This is a genomic window from Mariniphaga anaerophila (genome assembly GCF_900129025.1).
In the GTDB taxonomy this organism is placed as follows: Bacteria; Bacteroidota; Bacteroidia; order Bacteroidales; family Prolixibacteraceae; genus Mariniphaga; species Mariniphaga anaerophila.
The window spans coordinates 802,996-820,098 of the sequence record NZ_FQUM01000001.1; the positions used below are offsets into that span (position 1 = coordinate 802,996).

General features: G+C 39.5%; 16 protein-coding genes. 8 read left to right on the top strand and 8 right to left on the bottom strand.

The window, feature by feature from the left end:
• The first annotated feature begins 188 nt into the window (after window positions 1-188).
• From BUB08_RS03205 to BUB08_RS20495, 5 genes are all read left to right on the top strand, one after another.
• Entirely contained in the window at window positions 189-1,931 is a 1,743-nt protein-coding gene (locus BUB08_RS03205) for an arylsulfatase (RefSeq protein ID WP_262493936.1), read from the top strand.
• Window positions 1,932-1,970: 39 nt separating this feature from the next.
• Complete coding sequence (locus tag BUB08_RS03210) at window positions 1,971-3,128, top strand: sialidase family protein (RefSeq protein WP_217651538.1); 1,158 nt, start codon at window positions 1,971-1,973, stop codon at window positions 3,126-3,128.
• Between the two features lie 20 nt (window positions 3,129-3,148).
• Window positions 3,149-4,126, top strand: a complete 978-nt coding sequence (locus BUB08_RS03215; protein WP_072998794.1) for a glycoside hydrolase family 43 protein — start codon at window positions 3,149-3,151, stop codon at window positions 4,124-4,126.
• 58 nt (window positions 4,127-4,184) lie between these two features.
• The gene (locus BUB08_RS03220) at window positions 4,185-5,282 is read left to right on the top strand and encodes a glycoside hydrolase 5 family protein (RefSeq protein WP_217651539.1); all 1,098 of its coding nucleotides are present in this window, start codon (window positions 4,185-4,187) and stop codon (window positions 5,280-5,282) included.
• Between the two features lie 235 nt (window positions 5,283-5,517).
• Window positions 5,518-7,995, top strand: coding sequence for a galactose-1-epimerase (locus tag BUB08_RS20495; RefSeq protein ID WP_083570547.1), 2,478 nt, complete (start codon window positions 5,518-5,520; stop codon window positions 7,993-7,995).
• A gap of 402 nt (window positions 7,996-8,397) precedes the next feature.
• On the opposite strand, the gene BUB08_RS03235 is transcribed toward BUB08_RS20495, so the two are convergent.
• From BUB08_RS03235 to BUB08_RS03265, 7 genes are all read right to left on the bottom strand, one after another.
• The gene (locus BUB08_RS03235; protein ID WP_072998796.1) at window positions 8,398-8,631 is read right to left on the bottom strand and encodes a hypothetical protein; all 234 of its coding nucleotides are present in this window, start codon (window positions 8,629-8,631) and stop codon (window positions 8,398-8,400) included.
• Between the two features lie 162 nt (window positions 8,632-8,793).
• The gene (locus tag BUB08_RS03240; RefSeq protein WP_317041210.1) at window positions 8,794-9,510 is read right to left on the bottom strand and encodes an RteC domain-containing protein; all 717 of its coding nucleotides are present in this window, start codon (window positions 9,508-9,510) and stop codon (window positions 8,794-8,796) included.
• 314 nt (window positions 9,511-9,824) lie between these two features.
• Window positions 9,825-10,526 (bottom strand): mannitol dehydrogenase family protein, encoded by a 702-nt coding sequence (locus tag BUB08_RS03245; RefSeq protein WP_072998798.1) that lies wholly within the window; start codon window positions 10,524-10,526, stop codon window positions 9,825-9,827.
• Window positions 10,527-10,655: 129 nt separating this feature from the next.
• A complete protein-coding gene (locus BUB08_RS03250) occupies window positions 10,656-12,020 on the bottom strand; it encodes a Gfo/Idh/MocA family protein (protein ID WP_139249597.1) in 1,365 nt (454 codons plus the stop codon).
• A gap of 10 nt (window positions 12,021-12,030) precedes the next feature.
• Window positions 12,031-12,300: a hypothetical protein gene (locus tag BUB08_RS03255; protein WP_072998802.1), complete on the bottom strand. Its 270-nt coding sequence runs from the start codon at window positions 12,298-12,300 to the stop codon at window positions 12,031-12,033.
• Complete coding sequence (locus BUB08_RS03260) at window positions 12,290-13,714, bottom strand: ThuA domain-containing protein (protein WP_072998804.1); 1,425 nt, start codon at window positions 13,712-13,714, stop codon at window positions 12,290-12,292. Before BUB08_RS03260 ends, BUB08_RS03255 begins: the two co-directional genes overlap by 11 nt.
• A 6-nt stretch (window positions 13,715-13,720) precedes the next feature.
• Window positions 13,721-14,668, bottom strand: a complete 948-nt coding sequence (locus BUB08_RS03265) for a sugar phosphate isomerase/epimerase family protein (protein WP_217651540.1) — start codon at window positions 14,666-14,668, stop codon at window positions 13,721-13,723.
• Between the two features lie 106 nt (window positions 14,669-14,774).
• Between BUB08_RS03265 and BUB08_RS03270 the strand changes: the two genes are divergently transcribed.
• On the top strand, window positions 14,775-15,797 hold the full coding sequence (locus BUB08_RS03270) for a helix-turn-helix domain-containing protein (protein ID WP_072998806.1): 1,023 nt from the start codon (window positions 14,775-14,777) through the stop codon (window positions 15,795-15,797).
• On the opposite strand, the gene BUB08_RS03275 is transcribed toward BUB08_RS03270, so the two are convergent.
• Window positions 15,780-15,977, bottom strand: coding sequence for a hypothetical protein (locus BUB08_RS03275; RefSeq protein ID WP_072998808.1), 198 nt, complete (start codon window positions 15,975-15,977; stop codon window positions 15,780-15,782). The genes BUB08_RS03270 and BUB08_RS03275 overlap by 18 nt on opposite strands.
• 164 nt (window positions 15,978-16,141) lie before the next feature.
• Between BUB08_RS03275 and BUB08_RS20215 the strand changes: the two genes are divergently transcribed.
• Both BUB08_RS20215 and BUB08_RS03285 read left to right on the top strand, forming a co-directional pair.
• On the top strand, window positions 16,142-16,525 hold the full coding sequence (locus BUB08_RS20215) for an ISAon1 family transposase N-terminal region protein (RefSeq protein WP_072998809.1): 384 nt from the start codon (window positions 16,142-16,144) through the stop codon (window positions 16,523-16,525).
• Window positions 16,526-16,585: 60 nt separating this feature from the next.
• On the top strand, window positions 16,586-16,837 hold the full coding sequence (locus tag BUB08_RS03285; RefSeq protein ID WP_072998811.1) for a transposase: 252 nt from the start codon (window positions 16,586-16,588) through the stop codon (window positions 16,835-16,837).
• Window positions 16,838-17,103: the final 266 nt, after the last annotated feature.

The following is a 17,103-nucleotide window of genomic DNA, read 5'->3' on the forward strand; positions in this document are numbered from 1 at the left end:
TCATATAGAGAATAACAATCAACTCAGAATTTTGAATAATTAGTTATGCCGCTCAAAGCCTAATTGTTTGAATTTGATAAATGTGGTATGTTGAACCAATTTCCGGTACTGTTAATATTGCTTGAGATATGTGCAGCATTTACTGGTATATAGTCGTTAAAATAAATAAATATATCATGAAACATAAAATGTTAAATCTGATAATCGTAATAACAATCCAATTTTCAGGTTGTCAGGCAAAGATAAAACAAGAGGCACAGAATTCAGAATCTCGTCCAAATATCATTTTAATCATGTCAGATGATATGGGTTTTTCTGATATTGGTTGTTACGGTGGAGAGATTCAAACTCCAAACCTTGACAACTTGGCTCAAAACGGAATTCGTTTCACCCAGTTTTACAATGGTGCTCGTTGTTGTCCAACCAGAGCCACATTATTGACTGGTTTATATCCACACCAGGCAGGTATGGGATGGATGACCGGTATTGAAGCTGAAAATCCGGCGTACCAGGGAGACCTGAATTCGAATTGTGTAACATTGGCTGAGGTTGCCAAAACCGCAGGTTATTCAACTTTTATGACTGGGAAATGGCATGTCAGCAAAAATTGCAATGAAGATGGTCCTAAACATAACTGGCCTTTGCAACGCGGATTCGACCGCTTTTATGGAACCATTAACGGAGCTGGTAATTTTTACGACCCGGCTACGCTTTGTCGTGACAACACGCTTATCAATCCTTTTATCGATGAAGAATATCCTTCAGAAGATTATTACTATACCGATGCCATTTCAGATGAAGCAGCAAGGTTTATAAAAGAGCGAGACAAAGAATCTCCTTTCTTTTTGTATATGCCATACACTGCGGCACACTGGCCTATGCATGCCAAGCCAGAAGATATTAAAAAGTACGATGGGGTTTACGATGCCGGATGGGAAGAAATACGCAAAAATCGGATAGTTAAAATGAAAGAATTGGGTTTGATTTCATCTGATACAGAATTATCACCACTTGACACATACCCATGGACTGAAGCAAAGAACAAAGACGTACAGGCAGAAAGAATGGAAATTTATGCAGCAATGATTGATGTTATGGATCAGGGAATTGGGAGAGTTATTGAAACCCTAAAAGGTGAAGGAATTTATGAAAATACCCTGATTTTGTTTTTACAAGATAATGGTGGTTGTGCTGAGGAGATTGGCACAAAAGGTGAAACCGGGTCATGGGCAACAACAGCCGAGGAACTTGTTCCATTAAAGATAGATGAAATTGAGTATGATGTTATCCCAAGGGTTACAAGAGAAGGGAAGGCGATTTTGAAAGGTGAAGGAGTAGCCGGTGGTCCGGATACAACTTACGTAGCTTATGGGCAGCCTTGGGCTAACGTCTCCAATACACCTTTTAAGGAGTATAAACACTGGATTCACGAAGGAGGTATATCTACTCCGCTAATTGCACACTATCCGAATTTGATTAAGGAAGCAAATAGCCTTAATTCTTTCCCAAGCCATATTATTGATATCATGCCTACCCTGACCGAACTCATGGGAGCAAATTATCCTGAAGAGAAGGACGGCAATAAAATTCACCCAATGGAAGGGATTAGTTTGGTGCCTTTATTTAAAGGTGAAGAGATTAGTCGCGATGGAGCTATTTGCTGGGAGCATGAAATGAACCGTGCAGTGCGTTTAGGCGATTGGAAACTAGTTTCAAAAGGCGAACTGCTTGATGGACCATACGCTCGTTGGACTAACTCCAAATTAGGTGAATGGGAATTGTACAATATTGCTGAAGACAGAAGCGAACTTAATGATTTAGCAGATACTCATCCTGAAAAGTTGAAAGAACTGGCAACGATATGGGATGAATATGCTGAAAGAATCAATGTTTTCCCAAATCCTTGGACCGAATCTAAAAAAGAAAATTAATAGAAATAATATTAAATAAGGATGACTTTTTTAAAAAACATGATGATTGGATGGCTGTTGGCGGGATTTTTAATTCTATCTATGATTTTTAATACAGCTTGTGGAACGGAAGATGAACCTGTTGTTGAAGAGAAACCTAATGAAGTTGTAGTAGAAGGCACTCATATTATTTGGGATTCGTCTTCTCTGAGAAAAATTACCGATGGGAATTATGCCCGGATTCGGGAATTGGATAATCAGCAATTGATTGCCGTTTACTCTCGAAGCAATCACATTTACATTAAATACAGTGATGATCAGGGGAGTACATGGGAGAATGAACAGTTGTTGGCTGAAGGTGATGCAAATTACATCATGACTAATGCTGAAGCTATTCAACTTGCCAACAAATCTATCGTTGTTGGTTTGAACCGAAGGGTAAAAGATGAAAGATGGGGAAGTGATTATACCTACGGAATAATGATTGTTTCAAGTGATGATTATGGGCAAACATGGTCAGAACCACAACTTATTTACAATGCAGGGAACTCTGGTGATATTGGCTGTTGGGAACCGGCATTTTTACAGTTGCCGGATGGTGAACTCCAATGCTATTTTGCCAACGAATATCCATACCCAAATACAAACGAGCAGGAAATTTCGTTATTGAGGTCTTTTGATAATGGAGAGAGCTGGACTGCTGAAATTGAAACAGCAACTTTTGCCCAAGGTGCAAGAGACGGAATGCCTGTTCCAATATTGGATGGTGATAACATCTTGCTTGCAATTGAAGATAACAGCAACAATCACGTGCTGCAACCAACAATAATAAAAGAACCGGTTTCAAGCAATTGGAAAAATGGTTTGGTTGGTTCTAATGACAGCAGAAGGTTTCATGCTGTTCCTGATTTTTCAAGGACTCGCTATGCAGGAGCCCCTTACCTTGCAAAACTTAATAGCGGTGAACTGATTCTTTCTTTTCAGGATAGAAATGAGCGAGAAAAGAATTTTGAAACGATGAAAGTACTTGTTGGTGAAAGTGTAATTGAACCATTCGATCATGAAAGTGAGCCATTTGCGATTTCAAAATCGAATAGTGCCAAATGGAATTCGCTTTGCGTGCTCAGTAGCGGTGAAGTCATTGCAGTTACCAGTACGAATGCATACGGCAAAGGAATTTATATGGTAATAGGTGAGGTAGTTAATAATTCTAAATAGATTAATTAATTTTTATAAAAATGAAGACAATTCATATTCTTACATTATTTGTTTGTACTGTACTTACCTCTTGTGCAGTAAAAGAAAAAAGTGAAACCAGGGAAGAGATTTTCTTTGCAGATCCAACCATTTACGTTGAAAATGATAAATACTACCTGACTGGAACGAGAAATCGAGAACCTTTTGGTTTTGCCATTTTAGAATCTGACAATCTTCAAGATTGGAAATCTCCAAAAGGTAAGCCGCGAACAATGATACTAAGCAAACATGATGGGACTTATGGTTCAAAAGGTTTTTGGGCACCTCAGATTTTAAAGATTGATAACGATTACTTATATACTTATACAGCTAATGAGCAAACAGTACTGGCCAAATCTAAGTCAATTCTGGGACCATATCGCCAAGATAAAATTGAGCCCATTGATGGATCGGAAAAAAATATTGACTCCTACATTTTTCAAGATGAGGATGAGAAATATTACCTCTATCATGTTCGGTTTAATAAAGGAAATTATCTATGGGTGGCTGAATTTGATATCGAGAAAGGGAAAATAAAAGAAGAAACACTTAAAAAATGTTTCGATCAGACAGAGGATTGGGAAGCAACTCCAAATTACCCATCTAATCCTATTTTAGAAGGTCCGACTGTAGTGAAAATGAAAAGTAAATACTATTTGTTTTATTCCGCCAATCATTTCAAGAATATTGATTATGCTATGGGATACGCTACAGCAGATTCTCCTTACGGTCCATGGATAAAACACCAGAATAGTCCAATTATTCATCGCTCAATTGTAGGTGAAAACGGTTCAGGGCACGGTGATGTATTTGAAGGGAAAGACGGTCAATGGTATTACGTCTATCATGTGCACTATTCAGAAAATAAGGTAGTACCCCGACGAACTCGTATTGTACCGCTTATTTTACAATGGAATGAAGAAAGTAATCTTTATGATATTACAGTTGATGCAAAAAAGATAATAAAACCAGCGCAATAATACCATAATGATTAAGAGCCTACATGCTGAAATTAAAAAACCATAAAAAGAAAATAACATGACCAGAAGAATATACTTTTTAGCATTATTGATACTAACACTATCTGTATTCGCATGTTCAAATTCAAAGCCAACACAAGAAAAAGAAAAGAAGGAATCGCTTCAGGAACGATGGAGTGTGGAAAAGGCTCAGCAATGGGGCGAAAAGCAACCATGGCTAAGAGGAGCTAATTTTAATCCAAGTACAGCCATTAATCAATTAGAAACATGGCAAGCTGAGTCATTTGATCCAGAAACCATTGACAAGGAGCTTGGATGGGCTGAAGATATTGGCTTAAACTGTATGCGTGTGTATCTACACCATCTTGCATGGAAAGTCGATAAGGATGGTTTTAAAAAGCGCATGAGCAAATACCTTGAAATTGCCGATAGTCATAGTGTTAAAACCATTTTTGTATTTTTTGATGATTGCTGGAATGCAACCTATCAAGCGGGTAAACAACCCGATCCCAAACCGGGTGTTCATAACTCTGGTTGGGTGCGTGATCCCGGTACTTTGTTGGATGAAAAACCTGAACTAATGACCAGTTTGGAAACATATGTAAAAGACGTGCTTACAAATTTTAAAGACGATGAGCGAATTGTGATGTGGGATCTTTACAATGAACCCGGCAATAATAAGTTAGGAAACAAGTCAATGCCACTTCTTAAAAATGTTTTTGAATGGGCTTGGGAAGTTCGCCCGTCCCAACCCTTGTCTGTTGGCGTATGGAATCATGGTTTATCTGATCTAAATAAGTTTCAACTTGAAAATTCGGATATCATTACCTATCATAACTATGAGGGGCCAGAGAAACATCAGGCAGCAATTGATAGTTTAAAGCAGCTCGGAAGACCAATGGTTTGTACAGAGTATATGGCTCGCCGCAACAATAGTTTATTTACGAACATTATGCCTATCCTAGCAAGAGAGAATGTCGGTGCCATAAATTGGGGGCTAGTGGATGGAAAATCAAACACTAAGTATGCTTGGGATGAACCTATTTCGGATGGTTCTGAACCAGAACTTTGGTTTCACGAAATTTTCCGTAAAGATGGTACACCATACAAGCAGGAAGAGGTTGATTTGATAAAGAGTTTGACACAAGGCAAGTAAACTTCCACTAAACGATGTTCGGTATAATTTTTAAAAATTAGATACTTAAGGAGAAGTTGTTTAAAGTTAATGGGAATTTCGAAAGTGACATATTGATTATAAGTGGCGAAGCTCCATTCTTTTTTGCTTAGTCATAGCTACAGAATAAAAATTAGCTGAAGCCAATGAGATCAGGGTGTTGCTCACAGTTTTTCAAATTAACTTTTGACAACTTCGGATACTAAAAAGTAAAGAAATGAGTATAGTAAAGAAGTTAATATTTATTGGAGTTTTGTTTTTATTCACTGTAGATTGTTACAGTAAGAATAAACAATCAAAACCAAACGTCATTCTCGTATTTATCGACGATATGGGGTGGGAAGATTTGTCGTGTTTTGGAAATGCCGATGCGCAAACGCCCAATATCGATAAGCTGGCATCCGAAGGAATTTGTTTTGAACAGTTTTACGTGAATTCACCCATTTGTTCGCCATCGCGTGTTGCCATCTCGACAGGTCAATATCCTCAACGTTATAATATTACTTCGTATTTGGCACATCAAAAAGATAATGAAGAACGAGGTATGGCAAATTGGTTGAATCCTGAAGCCCCCATGCTGGCGCGCTGCCTGAAGGAGGCTGGTTATGCTACTGGGCATTTCGGGAAATGGCACATGGGCGGACAACGTGATGTAAACAAAGCACCGGAAATTACCGAATATGGATTTGATGAATCGCTTACCAATTTTGAAGGCATGGGAGCTAAGTTGCTTCCTCTAACAAAAGATGAAAACGGGAACGTCGGTAAGATTTGGGAAAATGCTGAAAGTCTTGGAGAACCAGTTACCTGGATGCAGCGTTCAGAAATTACAAGTGGTTTTGTAGATGCTGCCATTTCGTTTATGGAAAAAGCACAAAATGAGAACAAACCATTTTATATCAACTTATGGCCCGATGACGTACATAGTCCTTACTGGCCTCCCTTTGAAGAATACGGCTTAGCAAAAGAAGCCGGGAAAAGAGGATTGTATCTTGCCGTTTTAGAAGCTATGGACCAGCAATTTGCAAAGCTTTTCGACTTTATTAAGAATAATAAAGAATTAAGTGAAAATACTCTTATTTTAATTTGCTCCGACAACGGACCTGAAAAAGATGCCGGACGTGCAGGAAACCTGAAAGGATATAAAACCCATTTATACGAAGGAGGAATCCGTTCGTCAATGGTGGTCTGGGGACCTGGCTTTATTAATAAAAATGCAAAAGGAAGCCGAAACAAAGAATCCGTTTTTTCTGCAATTGATTTAGTTCCTTCTCTATTAAGTTTCACCGGAACCAAAGTGCCGGAAGGTGCAAACTATGATGGAGAAAATGTAATTGCAACAATTTTAGGAGAAGCGAAAAAATCGCGTGAAAGTCCAATATTTTACAGCCGCCCACCTGACAGAAAAAACTATTATGGCTTTGAGGATTTACCAGATTTGGCGATGCGCCATGGAAAATGGAAATTATTGTGCGATTACGATGGCAGCGGTCCTGAGCTTTATAATATTATTGACGATCTGGGAGAAACAAATAATTTGGCAACTACTTACCCTGAACTGAATAAGTTGATGACCGAACAAGTGGTGCAATGGTGGAACTCAATGCCCGTTCTAAAAGATAAAAAGCAAACGTGTGTCAATTTGAATGCCGAAAATTTTCAGAAAACTATAGATGGTAAATCGGTTAATCTCTATTTTCTGAGGAACGGCGATATCACAATGGCCGTTACCAATTTCGGCGGGCGAATTGTAAGTTTGTGCACTCCTGATATAAACGGAACAATGGCCGACGTGGTTTTAGGCTTTAAAAGCATAGATGAATATCTGGCTGCAAACGAAGCCTACCACGGGGCATTAATCGGTAGAGTCGGGAACCGCATTGCCGGGGGACAGTTTGAATTGGATGGTAAAACCTACGATTTGCCCTTAAATAATGGCCCAAATCATTTGCATGGAGGCCCAAAAGGGTTTCATAACCAGGTTTGGGATGTTAAGTCGGTTAGCGAAAACTCAATTGTTCTCACTTACCTGTCGGAAGATGGAGAAATGGGCTACCCGGGAAATTTGAGTATGGTTGTTGAGTACGAACTCACCCCAAAAAATGAAGTTATGATGAAATACACGGCTACTACTGATAAACGCACTCCTGTAAACCTTACCAATCATGCCTTTTTTAATTTGGGAGGAGAAGCCGGAGGCAGCATCAATAATCATATTTTAACCATAAATGCCGATTACTACACAGCTGTTGACGAAACACTTATTCCACTGGGAGAAAATGTTCCGGTTAATGGAACACCATTCGATTTCAGAAAAGGAAAATCAATTGGGCAGGATTTGGGAATGCAGCAAACAAACGAGCAACTAAAAAATGGAATGGGCTACGACCATAATTTTGCACTAAAAAAAGACAACGGAAGAATGTCATTGGCTGCCATTGTGGTAGAAACCAAAAGCGGACGGAAAATGGAAGTGTTTACCGAAGAGCCTGGAATTCAGTTTTATGGTGGCAATTTTTTTGATGGTTCAGATACCGGAAAGCTTGGAAAACCTTTGAATTACCGTGAATCTTTTGCGCTGGAAACCCAGCATTTCCCGGATTCTCCAAATCATAAGGATTTTCCATCTATTTTATTGAATCCGGGAGAAACCTATCAAACTCAGACTATTTACAAATTCTCAGTGGTGGAGTAAAAGAAAAATTATTTAATTAGCGAATTTCGAGTATAACATACAATCAACATATACGAATGACGTAAGAGAGTTCTCAAAAGTTTAGTTTTCATACAGAGTTAGTTTGGTTAGTTTGATGGGGCATCTTCCTTCTGGAGGGTGCCCTTTTCCTTTGTAGATAAATGAAAAACGAAAATGACATACAATGGTGTTTATTCAAATATCATTGTAACTATAGAAAGTTTGCCTAACAACTTTAAATCAGACATAAAATGGTTCGAGTTTTGTCCCGGTGGGATCACCTTACGGGACAAGTTCAAAATTGATGAATTTGTCCCGTTTTTTTTGCCTCCTATTTTATTGTCTATCAGCAAAATATATTCCAGTGCTTCATTTATTATTGTGGTTCGAAAACGAATTCCGTCAAATGTGAGTTTTTCCGGGAAGACCGAACCAATGATTTTTCTTTTCTGGGTAATGTTGCAATGTTAGTTTGCTGACATTGAGCATCCGGCATACAACGTAGTTGTCCAGCAATTTTTCTCCGTCAAGTAGTGGGATTTCTTCCCCGGAATCATCAAGCTTGTTAACAACCTCATCAAGCTTTAAATTTAAACGCTGCATCCAGTTTTCAAAATATTCCTTTTCAATAAACATTACAGTAAATCTTTGAATTACTACAAAGCTACAGGCTATTAAATCGGCTTATCAGGAAGTCGGCCCACCTTTTTTGAAAGTTTTTACTCCCGATTAATATTCAGTATATTAGAGGGTTTCGCTCCTGGAACTATTACGAAACGAATGTGAAAATACTCGGTATTAACTATTTATTTTTCTTCTGCCCATACGCCTGAGCAGTGCATCATGTAGTTTATCCAAAAATGGGGTAGGGACATTCCTGATTTTCATGTCGCTGAATGCGCGTGAGAGGTTTTTATCGAGCTGGATATTGAAAATATTTTGGATATAATCGGATAATTGCGTGAGTGGTAGGTCGCCAAAAGTACTGGCACTGTCCCAGCTGTAGAGTTGTTCCATAAGTTCCGTTTTTGTCCCCATCCATGTAAGTTTAATCGAGGGAAATCCTGAAGGAAGGTTTACTCCATTGTTGTTCATCCGTTCTATTTCCTGCATCAGGTAGGCCAAAAGCATGTCGTTGGACAATATTTTTGCCACCTTGAAATCGTAGTTAGTCGAGAAATTTGGATCGAGTTCATAATAAAATGTTTCCAGGTATTGTTCAGTATCCATTTTCCCACGCAGGAAATACAAGGAATCCAGATGAGTAGCACCTGATCGATAGTAACGGATAAAGTCCAGGCGTTTTGCGTTATATTTATTTATTTCGTTTAATTCATCAATCAAATACTCCTTTTGCTTCTCTACCCCAGCAGGACGATTCATTTCGATGTTATATAGTTTACGATAATAAATCAGTCGGTAACAAAATTTTGGTTTTATTTCTTTGAAAAAACTTATCTCTTCGCTCTCATTCTTGAATTGATAGGAGGAGATAAACTTTTTATTCTGTTGAATGCTTCACCAAGTAGGTGAGAGGCTTCCAATGATTTTTTCAGGATGTTGAAATCAGATGATTCGATGCGGTCTATTGCTTCGTCCGTTTCTTTTCGCAAATTGGCGACGTATTCAAGCACGTTTCATGTATATTTAAAAATTGAACAGTTAATGCATTAAATTTCAGGATAATACTTCCTTTTGCTTCGAAACAATTGTAATAATGAAAAATTCAAGACGGTTTGATCTTTTTATTTTTACATCCCGTATGTCATTTAAACTTTTGATTTTTGGTTAATTGATAAAATACGTTTGATTCGGTGAAAGAAACATCTTCATACCTGACCGCTACGCGAGTTGAATGACCGTGTGCCGGCAATCTCATCAAAATAATGCCGGGACCGACTGGTTACCTGTCTGTCTCTTTCCGGGTCAAACCGGCATACCTCGCGCAGCGTAAATTCTATCCCTTTTGAAAGGTAATTGTCAAAAAGCAAATCCGAGGCGGGCCGGTTCCTGTTTTCATCAGTTGCTCGGAAGAAAAAAGCATACGCCATCGCCTGTAACACCTTATCGTATGGTTTCTGTTGTTTTTGGGCCAGCCGAATTATCCCTATAAACCTGTCGTTAGGGGCAAGTTTCCTCGGCAAATCCTGCCCAACCTGAAAGATAGTGTCTCCCAATGCTTTATTTCTGAACCGATAAATCAGGTCATCAATATGAGCTTCAAGGTCAGCTTTTGTAAAATCTCCTGCATAAGCTGCTTTTAGAATAGCTGCAGATTGAAGCATGACCGCCCTGGTAAATAATAATACCTCACTATAGTTAAGAACTTCGTACAGGTACACCGCGTCAGGATGGAGAAAATGCCCATAATAAGCAGCAGTGGCATAGCCCAGGTTGTGGATGAACGCGTTGCGGTCCACACAGGCTTTGATGTTGTCTTTGGGGGCCAGGCCTTTGATTCCGGGAATGGCGGATTTGAACCCTTTCCGGTCAATGATGAGCGTATTATTGGGTTCGGCAAACACGATCATCGGATGGGGAAATACTTCCTCGCCGGGGTTGTTGGCGACCAGATTAATACTATATTGACCGCAACCAGCTTCAATTTGATGAAAAAGCTCAGAAAAATCAAAGAAGGATGTTCTGTCTTCATTTTTTAATTAAATAGTATATGGGAGCCTCATATCACGGATAAACCAATTGTTTGCTTCCGGATCACCTACAACTTCACCTTTTACCGGGTCCCATATAATTTTTCTGCCTGTTCTGATAGAAATGTTTCCCATGTGACTGATACAATCAGAAATAATTGCTTCATCTAACGGACAAATTTCAGGAATTTTATTCGTGACAATATCTACAAAATATTTGCCCATCGTGTTTCCTTCACTCCTGATTGCCCCATGGTCGTTTTTGGGAAAATCATTCAATTTTTTGTCAATCTCGGGTATATCAGATTGTGCTGTGCTTCTGCCTAAAGATATCCATCCTTTGGAGCCATAAAAAGTGGTCCCGTTTCCTTCTTTGAATTTTCGATCACGTAACAAATCATTTTCTGCGGCAAAATCCGCGTCAAAAAAATGTAACCTGATTCCCGAATCATATTCATAATGTACATCCCAGGCCCGGATATTGTTATACATCCCGCCGGGTTTCCAATACTTACCGGTGCCTTCACAGGTGTACTTCCCGATCAGTTTATCTTTCAGAGCCCAAACCATAACATCTAACGGATGCGCACCCCAACCGGCCAGGAACCCGATGCTGTAATCCCACTGAAACCAGGAACTGTTGTTTGTTACCCGTTCAGGGCAATACGGATTTAATGAGGCCGGCCCCGTCCAAAGGTCGTAATCAAAATAATCAGGCACGGGCACTTCAGTGCACACGGGGGATTCAACCGGGTTGTAACCGGGAGCCCATGCTTCAACCCTTTCAATTTCGCCAATATTCCCGTCCTTAATCATATCGATTCCAAGCTGCAAATGCCGCATTGTTCGTTGCTGCGTGCCGTAATGAAACCGGACATCATTGGCTTTCACTTCTTTTTCCAGGATTTTATAGTTGGGGTAACTCAACCCCAAAGGTTTTTCCAGATAAATGTGTTTTCCGGCACGGACTGCTTTAATGGCCAGGGGAACATGCCAGTGATCGGGCGTGGAAATGTGAACGGCGTCAATGTCGTCGCGTTCCAGTATTTCCTCAAAATGAAGGTATGATTTACATTCTGGGGCTTTTACACCTTTTTCACGATATTGTGCTGTAATATATTCTGCAGTAGCATTTCTGCGCTGTTTAAACGCATCACATGTAGCCACGGAAAAAGAAGTGTCCAGATGCATAAAATAATTTTTCATGGTACTCTGCCCTCGCGAACCCACACCGATATGGGCAATTAAAATGCGATCGTTGGCACCTTTTGTACAGGATGAAACAATTGTTGGTACTATTATGGTTCCAGCCAAACCAACTGAGGTATTTTTTAAAAAATTTCTTCTTGATAAGTTGTTATTCATTTTATTCATGGTTCGTTTTTTAATGTGATTCTTTTTGATATTTATCAAATCGTTTATTTAGCTTTGAAATATCCATTTCACCGTTTAAGTGTAATATACGGTACCTTAGATTAATTCTCTCATCTTTTAATAAAATTAATGGCTTTTTATACAAAAAATCAGGAGAAAAACAATAAAAAGGCAATTCATCTCTATTGACTGAATACCAAGCAGATCCGTCCCTTCGAGTATCAGAATCTATTATTATTTGAGACCCAACTTGGTTCCCATCCAATCCTTTAAATCCCATATAAAGCCAATTTCCGGTGGCTCCGTTGATGTTTTTCATTATCATTCCAACTCGAAATAAAATGTGGTTTCATAAAATCCTGGTTAAACCTGATGGACAGACCGGCATACCCGCCCCATGATTTTCCGCCGGGCTCCTCTTCAATCGGGGTGCGATCCAATATCACTGTATCATCAATTGCATCAAAATCAAATTGATAATCCATAAAAATGTCTCCATTGCCTTGTGGCGGCGAAACTTGAATTCTTCTAAATTCCGATAAAACATTTTCGCCACCGGTAGGATGGTAAACAATCTTCAGTTTTATTTCCGCCGAGAAATCAGGACGGGGGATAATTTCAATACTCTTAATTTCTGTAATCCCATCCGAATCGTATGGTCTGTTTAGATACTCCCAGTAATTTACCCTGTTTATGTATTTCCAGCAAAACCATTGACCAAGGTGCCAAGGATGATCGTCCGGACTGTGGCAGGTGATGTTGTTGTTTCCGGCATAAACTGGATGGAAAAAGGGACGGCCGTATATAGTGTTAAAATTGTACTGCCATAATAGATTCTTTCCGTTTAGCAAGGCAAATGTAGTATCCGTTCTTTGCCACGATAATCTTTGTGCTGTATTACGGTTTTCCTGAAACTCATGAGGGAGGGTTTGCGTTACCTTGCCGGTTGCCGCCCATTCAGTGCCTCTGAGGATCAGCGTCTTAAAACCGGTATTTTGCATGGCCCGTACATCATGCCCCAGAATCGTATTAAATATTTTCCCTTTCCCGTATCCTGCGGCGAAAACCGCCGGTTGATTCTTGATCCCCCTGGCTGTAATACCCTCATTCGTGGCGCTTCCCAACACTTCGAAATTTTCATTTTCCCTCGCATTTACCCATAGTTCATCATAGATAAAAAACCCGGACATTCCCCTTGTGACCGGATGCCGGTTGTTTTCAACCGTCACTCGGGTGCCGCCCCTTTTCCCGTGCCAGGTGGAATCCATAATCCACGAAGCAGTGCTTATCTCTTTAAACTCAGGCCAATTGTAAAATGCAGATGTCGATGCATGAAAAGTCACAAATCCGCCGCCTGACTGAATGAAGTGAAGTAAAGCTTTTTCGGCTGGTTCAGGCCAGCGCAAGCCGTTATCGGGCCATGAATTCCAGTTGCTGACAATCACGTCCGTGTTTACCAGGCCGGAAAGTGTTAAAGTATCCGGCTTCTCCGTGACTTCAACTGAAAACAGACCAGATCCGGTTAATATCTTTTCTAAAAAAGGAGTTGTTTTTTCCCAATCATGGTTATTGCTTCCACTCAGTATCAGCACTTTGATTAGTTTATCCCCGGAACCGCCCGACGAACAGCCGGGTGCCACGAAGAAAAAGTTAACTGTAAAAACGATTAAAATGATGACGGATATTTTTTTCATTATAAATCATAAAAGAGTAGAAAGGTGCTCAAAACTTCGGACAGCCTGTTCCACTGTACCGCACTCCACACTAAAAACAATCTCCCTGTCAACGGTTTTTACAATGTCAATCACCCGTTTCCAGTCAACCACCCCATCGCCGCAGGCACATCCGACAGGGACCCCGGTGACTTCGCCACGTACTGAACTTTGCCCGATACCGATATCTTTGGCATGTAAATGTACGAGGTTATGTTTTATATTTTCCAGCCATTCATAAATATCGGCTTTGCCCCCTATAAAAGCATTGCCTGTATCGAAATTATAACCGATTGCAGGTGAATCCACCAGCTCAAAAATACTTTTTAGTCCCTCGGGCCATGTACTGTATTGCTGGTGCTGTTCAAGCCCTATTGAAACTCCGTGCCTTTCGGCTACGATAGAGGCTTCTGTTAAAGTGTATTTCATCAGGGTATAATCCATTTCCTTTGTCGTCCACGCCGGTTTTGGACCTTCGTCGGTATTGACAACCGGGACACCCATGGCCGCAGCATACCGGATGGCCATCTTCAAATACTCCACGCTTATTTCAGGTTTACACAATGGAGTATGGGATGACAACCCCGATATTTTAATCCCGTGTTTATCACAAACTTCCTTCATCCAGAGTGGGTCGTCATACATCGAGACAGAATGAAAATACCCGGCTTCACTCAAAAGTTCCCTCCCCCAATGCACCATGGGTTCAACATATTCGTAACCAATCTCTGCTGCTTTTTTGACCCCCCACTCAAATGATTTGTCTTCATGCCGCACATATTCCATGTTGACTCCCAACCCGATTTTTCCATTTGTCTTCATGCCGTTTTTGTTCTGTTTGTTCGAAAATAATTGTTGCGGAATTAACAAAGCTCCGGAAGTTCCCACTGCGGTAACTTCCATGAATTGCCTTCTGTCAATCTTTTCAGCCATCATCTCAAGTTAACTTCTATTTGAATAATTTACTGTGCTCAAATATAAACCGGATTTTTGTGACAGGATTCCAAATATTTGCATTGAAAGATTTCTTAATTTTGGGAACATGAATTCAATCATCCCAAAATATTATGATCCGATAGAAAAGCGGACGTACGAAGCTGATTCCTGTGTGCCACTTCGACAGGCGTGGGCAAATAATGAACTTGAACTGACTTCATTGGCCAGGGGGACGTATCCCGGAGGGAAACTACAAAACAATGAACTCGAAGGAGTGAAAAGCGTTGGTTGCTGGAACATAAAAAAACTTCAAAACTGGGGACTTGAGTGGCACACAAACGAAGGAATTGAGATTTCCTTCCTGGAAAACGGCAGCTTGGATTTCTTACTTAAAGACTGCCTGATTGGAATTCAAACAAACGATATAACCATTACGCGCCCCTGGATTATTCATAAATTAGGGAATCCAAATGTTGATTTGAGCAAACTGTATTGGCTAATCCTGGATGTAAATGTCAGGCACCCGCATCAACAATGGGAATGGCCCGACTGGATAATACTTAACCCAAAAGATTTGGACGAGCTGACCCTAAAATTAAGACAAAATGAACAACCAGTATTGAAAGCAAACAGAGAATTCAAGAATTGTTTTATTGAAATCGGCAGGATTATCAAACAGGAAAACAAAAATAAATATGACTCGAGGTTAAAAGTTCAAATAAATAACCTCCTTATTTTACTCCTTGAAATTCTTAATGAAGGGAATATTATTCTTGACCAATCGCTGATTGAAAGCAGACGGACTGTTGAACTTTTTCTTCACTTGCTTGAATCTAAAACAGATGAAGGCTGGACGGTTGTTAAAATGGCGGAATACTGTCATTTAGGTGCGACCCGTTTTACACATTACTGCAAAGAGATAACCAACTGTTCGCCCATGGAATACTTGAACAAGCTACGATTACGCAGAGCCGCAAAACTACTTGGTGAAATCCCTTCTACGCCGGTTATCGATGTGGCATATATGTGCGGATTTTCTTCCCCGCAATATTTCAATTTTGCTTTTAAAAAACATTTTAAAGTTTCACCAAATAGTTATCGAAAAGAAAAATTAAAATCCTGTAATTGAATAAATTTCAACAACCTCCGGCATATTGGTTTCAGTAGATTTGTAAGCGGCTTCCTGCAACGCCATGCTTTTCAGGTAATCCGGGCAATTGGTTTCAAATTCGTTACCACTCAGCAGGCAGTCGATAAAATGCTGTTGGGTATTGTAAACACAATCGCCTGCAAAATTAATGGGTTTCATTTCGTAATCATATTGCTTTCCCTTTTCCCCAAGTTTCTGAACAGTTATTTTCCCGTTGGCCCCAATCTCTGCTTCAATTCCGTACGCTCTAAAAATGGATCAGTTTAAAAAGTTGTGGAGTAAGATAAAAATATGAACTTTAGATTTTTTATTTTACAAATCAGATGGCACAATCAAAGGATCATTATTACACATTAACTAAGTTACCGTTACCAGAAGAAATCTTTGAATATTTTGACATAGTCCAAGTTGATATAGTAAAACGCGAGGTTCATATTCATTTGGACGAGAAAGCAATAAAACCGGAGGAGTATGAGTTGGCAAAACTTATATCGAAAGGTTTTCATCCGGCAGCAATTGTAAAAGATTTTCCTTTACTGGACAAAGCCATGTTTTTACAGGTAAGAAGGCGGAGGTGGTTTTGTAAATCAACAGGAAAGATAGTTGAAAGGGATTGGGACAGTGTTGCAAAAGAGACTCGTTTAACAAAAGAGTTTGCAACTTTTTTAAGAGGTATTTTTGGACAATTACCTAATCAGCAGCAATAGTTTAGAAAAGTTCTATTACATTGACGGAGACCATTTTGGGCAACAATACAAAGAACTAAAATGGCAAAGTGGTTCAATGACGTTACAGAATCAGGGTTTAAATTTTTTAATACAATATCTGCCAATTTTTACTCTCATTATCCGGAGATATTAAACTTCTTTGACAACCGTAGCATAAATGCCTCTGCTGAATCTTTTAATGCCAAGCTGAAAACTTTCAGAGCTGCTCAAAGAGGTGTGGTTGACATTGATTTTTCCTTTTCAGAATGGCTAAAATATATGCATAAGATTACGTCCTCCACAAAAAGTTAAACTGATCACTAAAAATCTGAACTGCCTGTTCTGTTTCAAGGACGGTTGCAGTATGCCCTAGCGCAGGATTACTTCGACTACTATAATTATCCCCAAAAATTAGACAACAAGCATAATTAGAAAATTAATAAACTTGTTGTTATGAAAAGAAGAAAAACTTACACCTCAGGCTTTAAAACGAAAGTAGTTCTTGAAGCCTTACAAGAACGAGAGACGATTCAAGAAATCGGGAAAAAGTATGAGCTTCACCCGAATCAGATTTCGAC

Excerpts from the sequence above, each read along its gene's own strand:
- BUB08_RS03205 (WP_262493936.1), top strand. The coding sequence starts at position 189 with ATGTTAAATCTGATAATCGTAATAACAATCCAATTTTCAGGTTGTCAG.
- BUB08_RS03210 (WP_217651538.1), top strand. The coding sequence starts at position 1,971 with ATGATGATTGGATGGCTGTTGGCGGGATTTTTAATTCTATCTATGATT.
- BUB08_RS03215 (WP_072998794.1), top strand. The coding sequence starts at position 3,149 with ATGAAGACAATTCATATTCTTACATTATTTGTTTGTACTGTACTTACC.
- BUB08_RS03220 (WP_217651539.1), top strand. The coding sequence starts at position 4,185 with ATGACCAGAAGAATATACTTTTTAGCATTATTGATACTAACACTATCT.
- BUB08_RS20495 (WP_083570547.1), top strand. The coding sequence starts at position 5,518 with ATGAGTATAGTAAAGAAGTTAATATTTATTGGAGTTTTGTTTTTATTC.
- BUB08_RS03235 (WP_072998796.1), bottom strand. The coding sequence starts at position 8,631 with ATGTTTATTGAAAAGGAATATTTTGAAAACTGGATGCAGCGTTTAAAT.
- BUB08_RS03245 (WP_072998798.1), bottom strand. The coding sequence starts at position 10,526 with ATGATCGTGTTTGCCGAACCCAATAATACGCTCATCATTGACCGGAAA.
- BUB08_RS03250 (WP_139249597.1), bottom strand. The coding sequence starts at position 12,020 with ATGAATAAAATGAATAACAACTTATCAAGAAGAAATTTTTTAAAAAAT.
- BUB08_RS03255 (WP_072998802.1), bottom strand. The coding sequence starts at position 12,300 with ATGGGATTTAAAGGATTGGATGGGAACCAAGTTGGGTCTCAAATAATA.
- BUB08_RS03260 (WP_072998804.1), bottom strand. The coding sequence starts at position 13,714 with ATGAAAAAAATATCCGTCATCATTTTAATCGTTTTTACAGTTAACTTT.
- BUB08_RS03265 (WP_217651540.1), bottom strand. The coding sequence starts at position 14,668 with ATGATGGCTGAAAAGATTGACAGAAGGCAATTCATGGAAGTTACCGCA.
- BUB08_RS03270 (WP_072998806.1), top strand. The coding sequence starts at position 14,775 with ATGAATTCAATCATCCCAAAATATTATGATCCGATAGAAAAGCGGACG.
- BUB08_RS03275 (WP_072998808.1), bottom strand. The coding sequence starts at position 15,977 with ATGAAACCCATTAATTTTGCAGGCGATTGTGTTTACAATACCCAACAG.
- BUB08_RS20215 (WP_072998809.1), top strand. The coding sequence starts at position 16,142 with ATGGCACAATCAAAGGATCATTATTACACATTAACTAAGTTACCGTTA.
- BUB08_RS03285 (WP_072998811.1), top strand. The coding sequence starts at position 16,586 with ATGGCAAAGTGGTTCAATGACGTTACAGAATCAGGGTTTAAATTTTTT.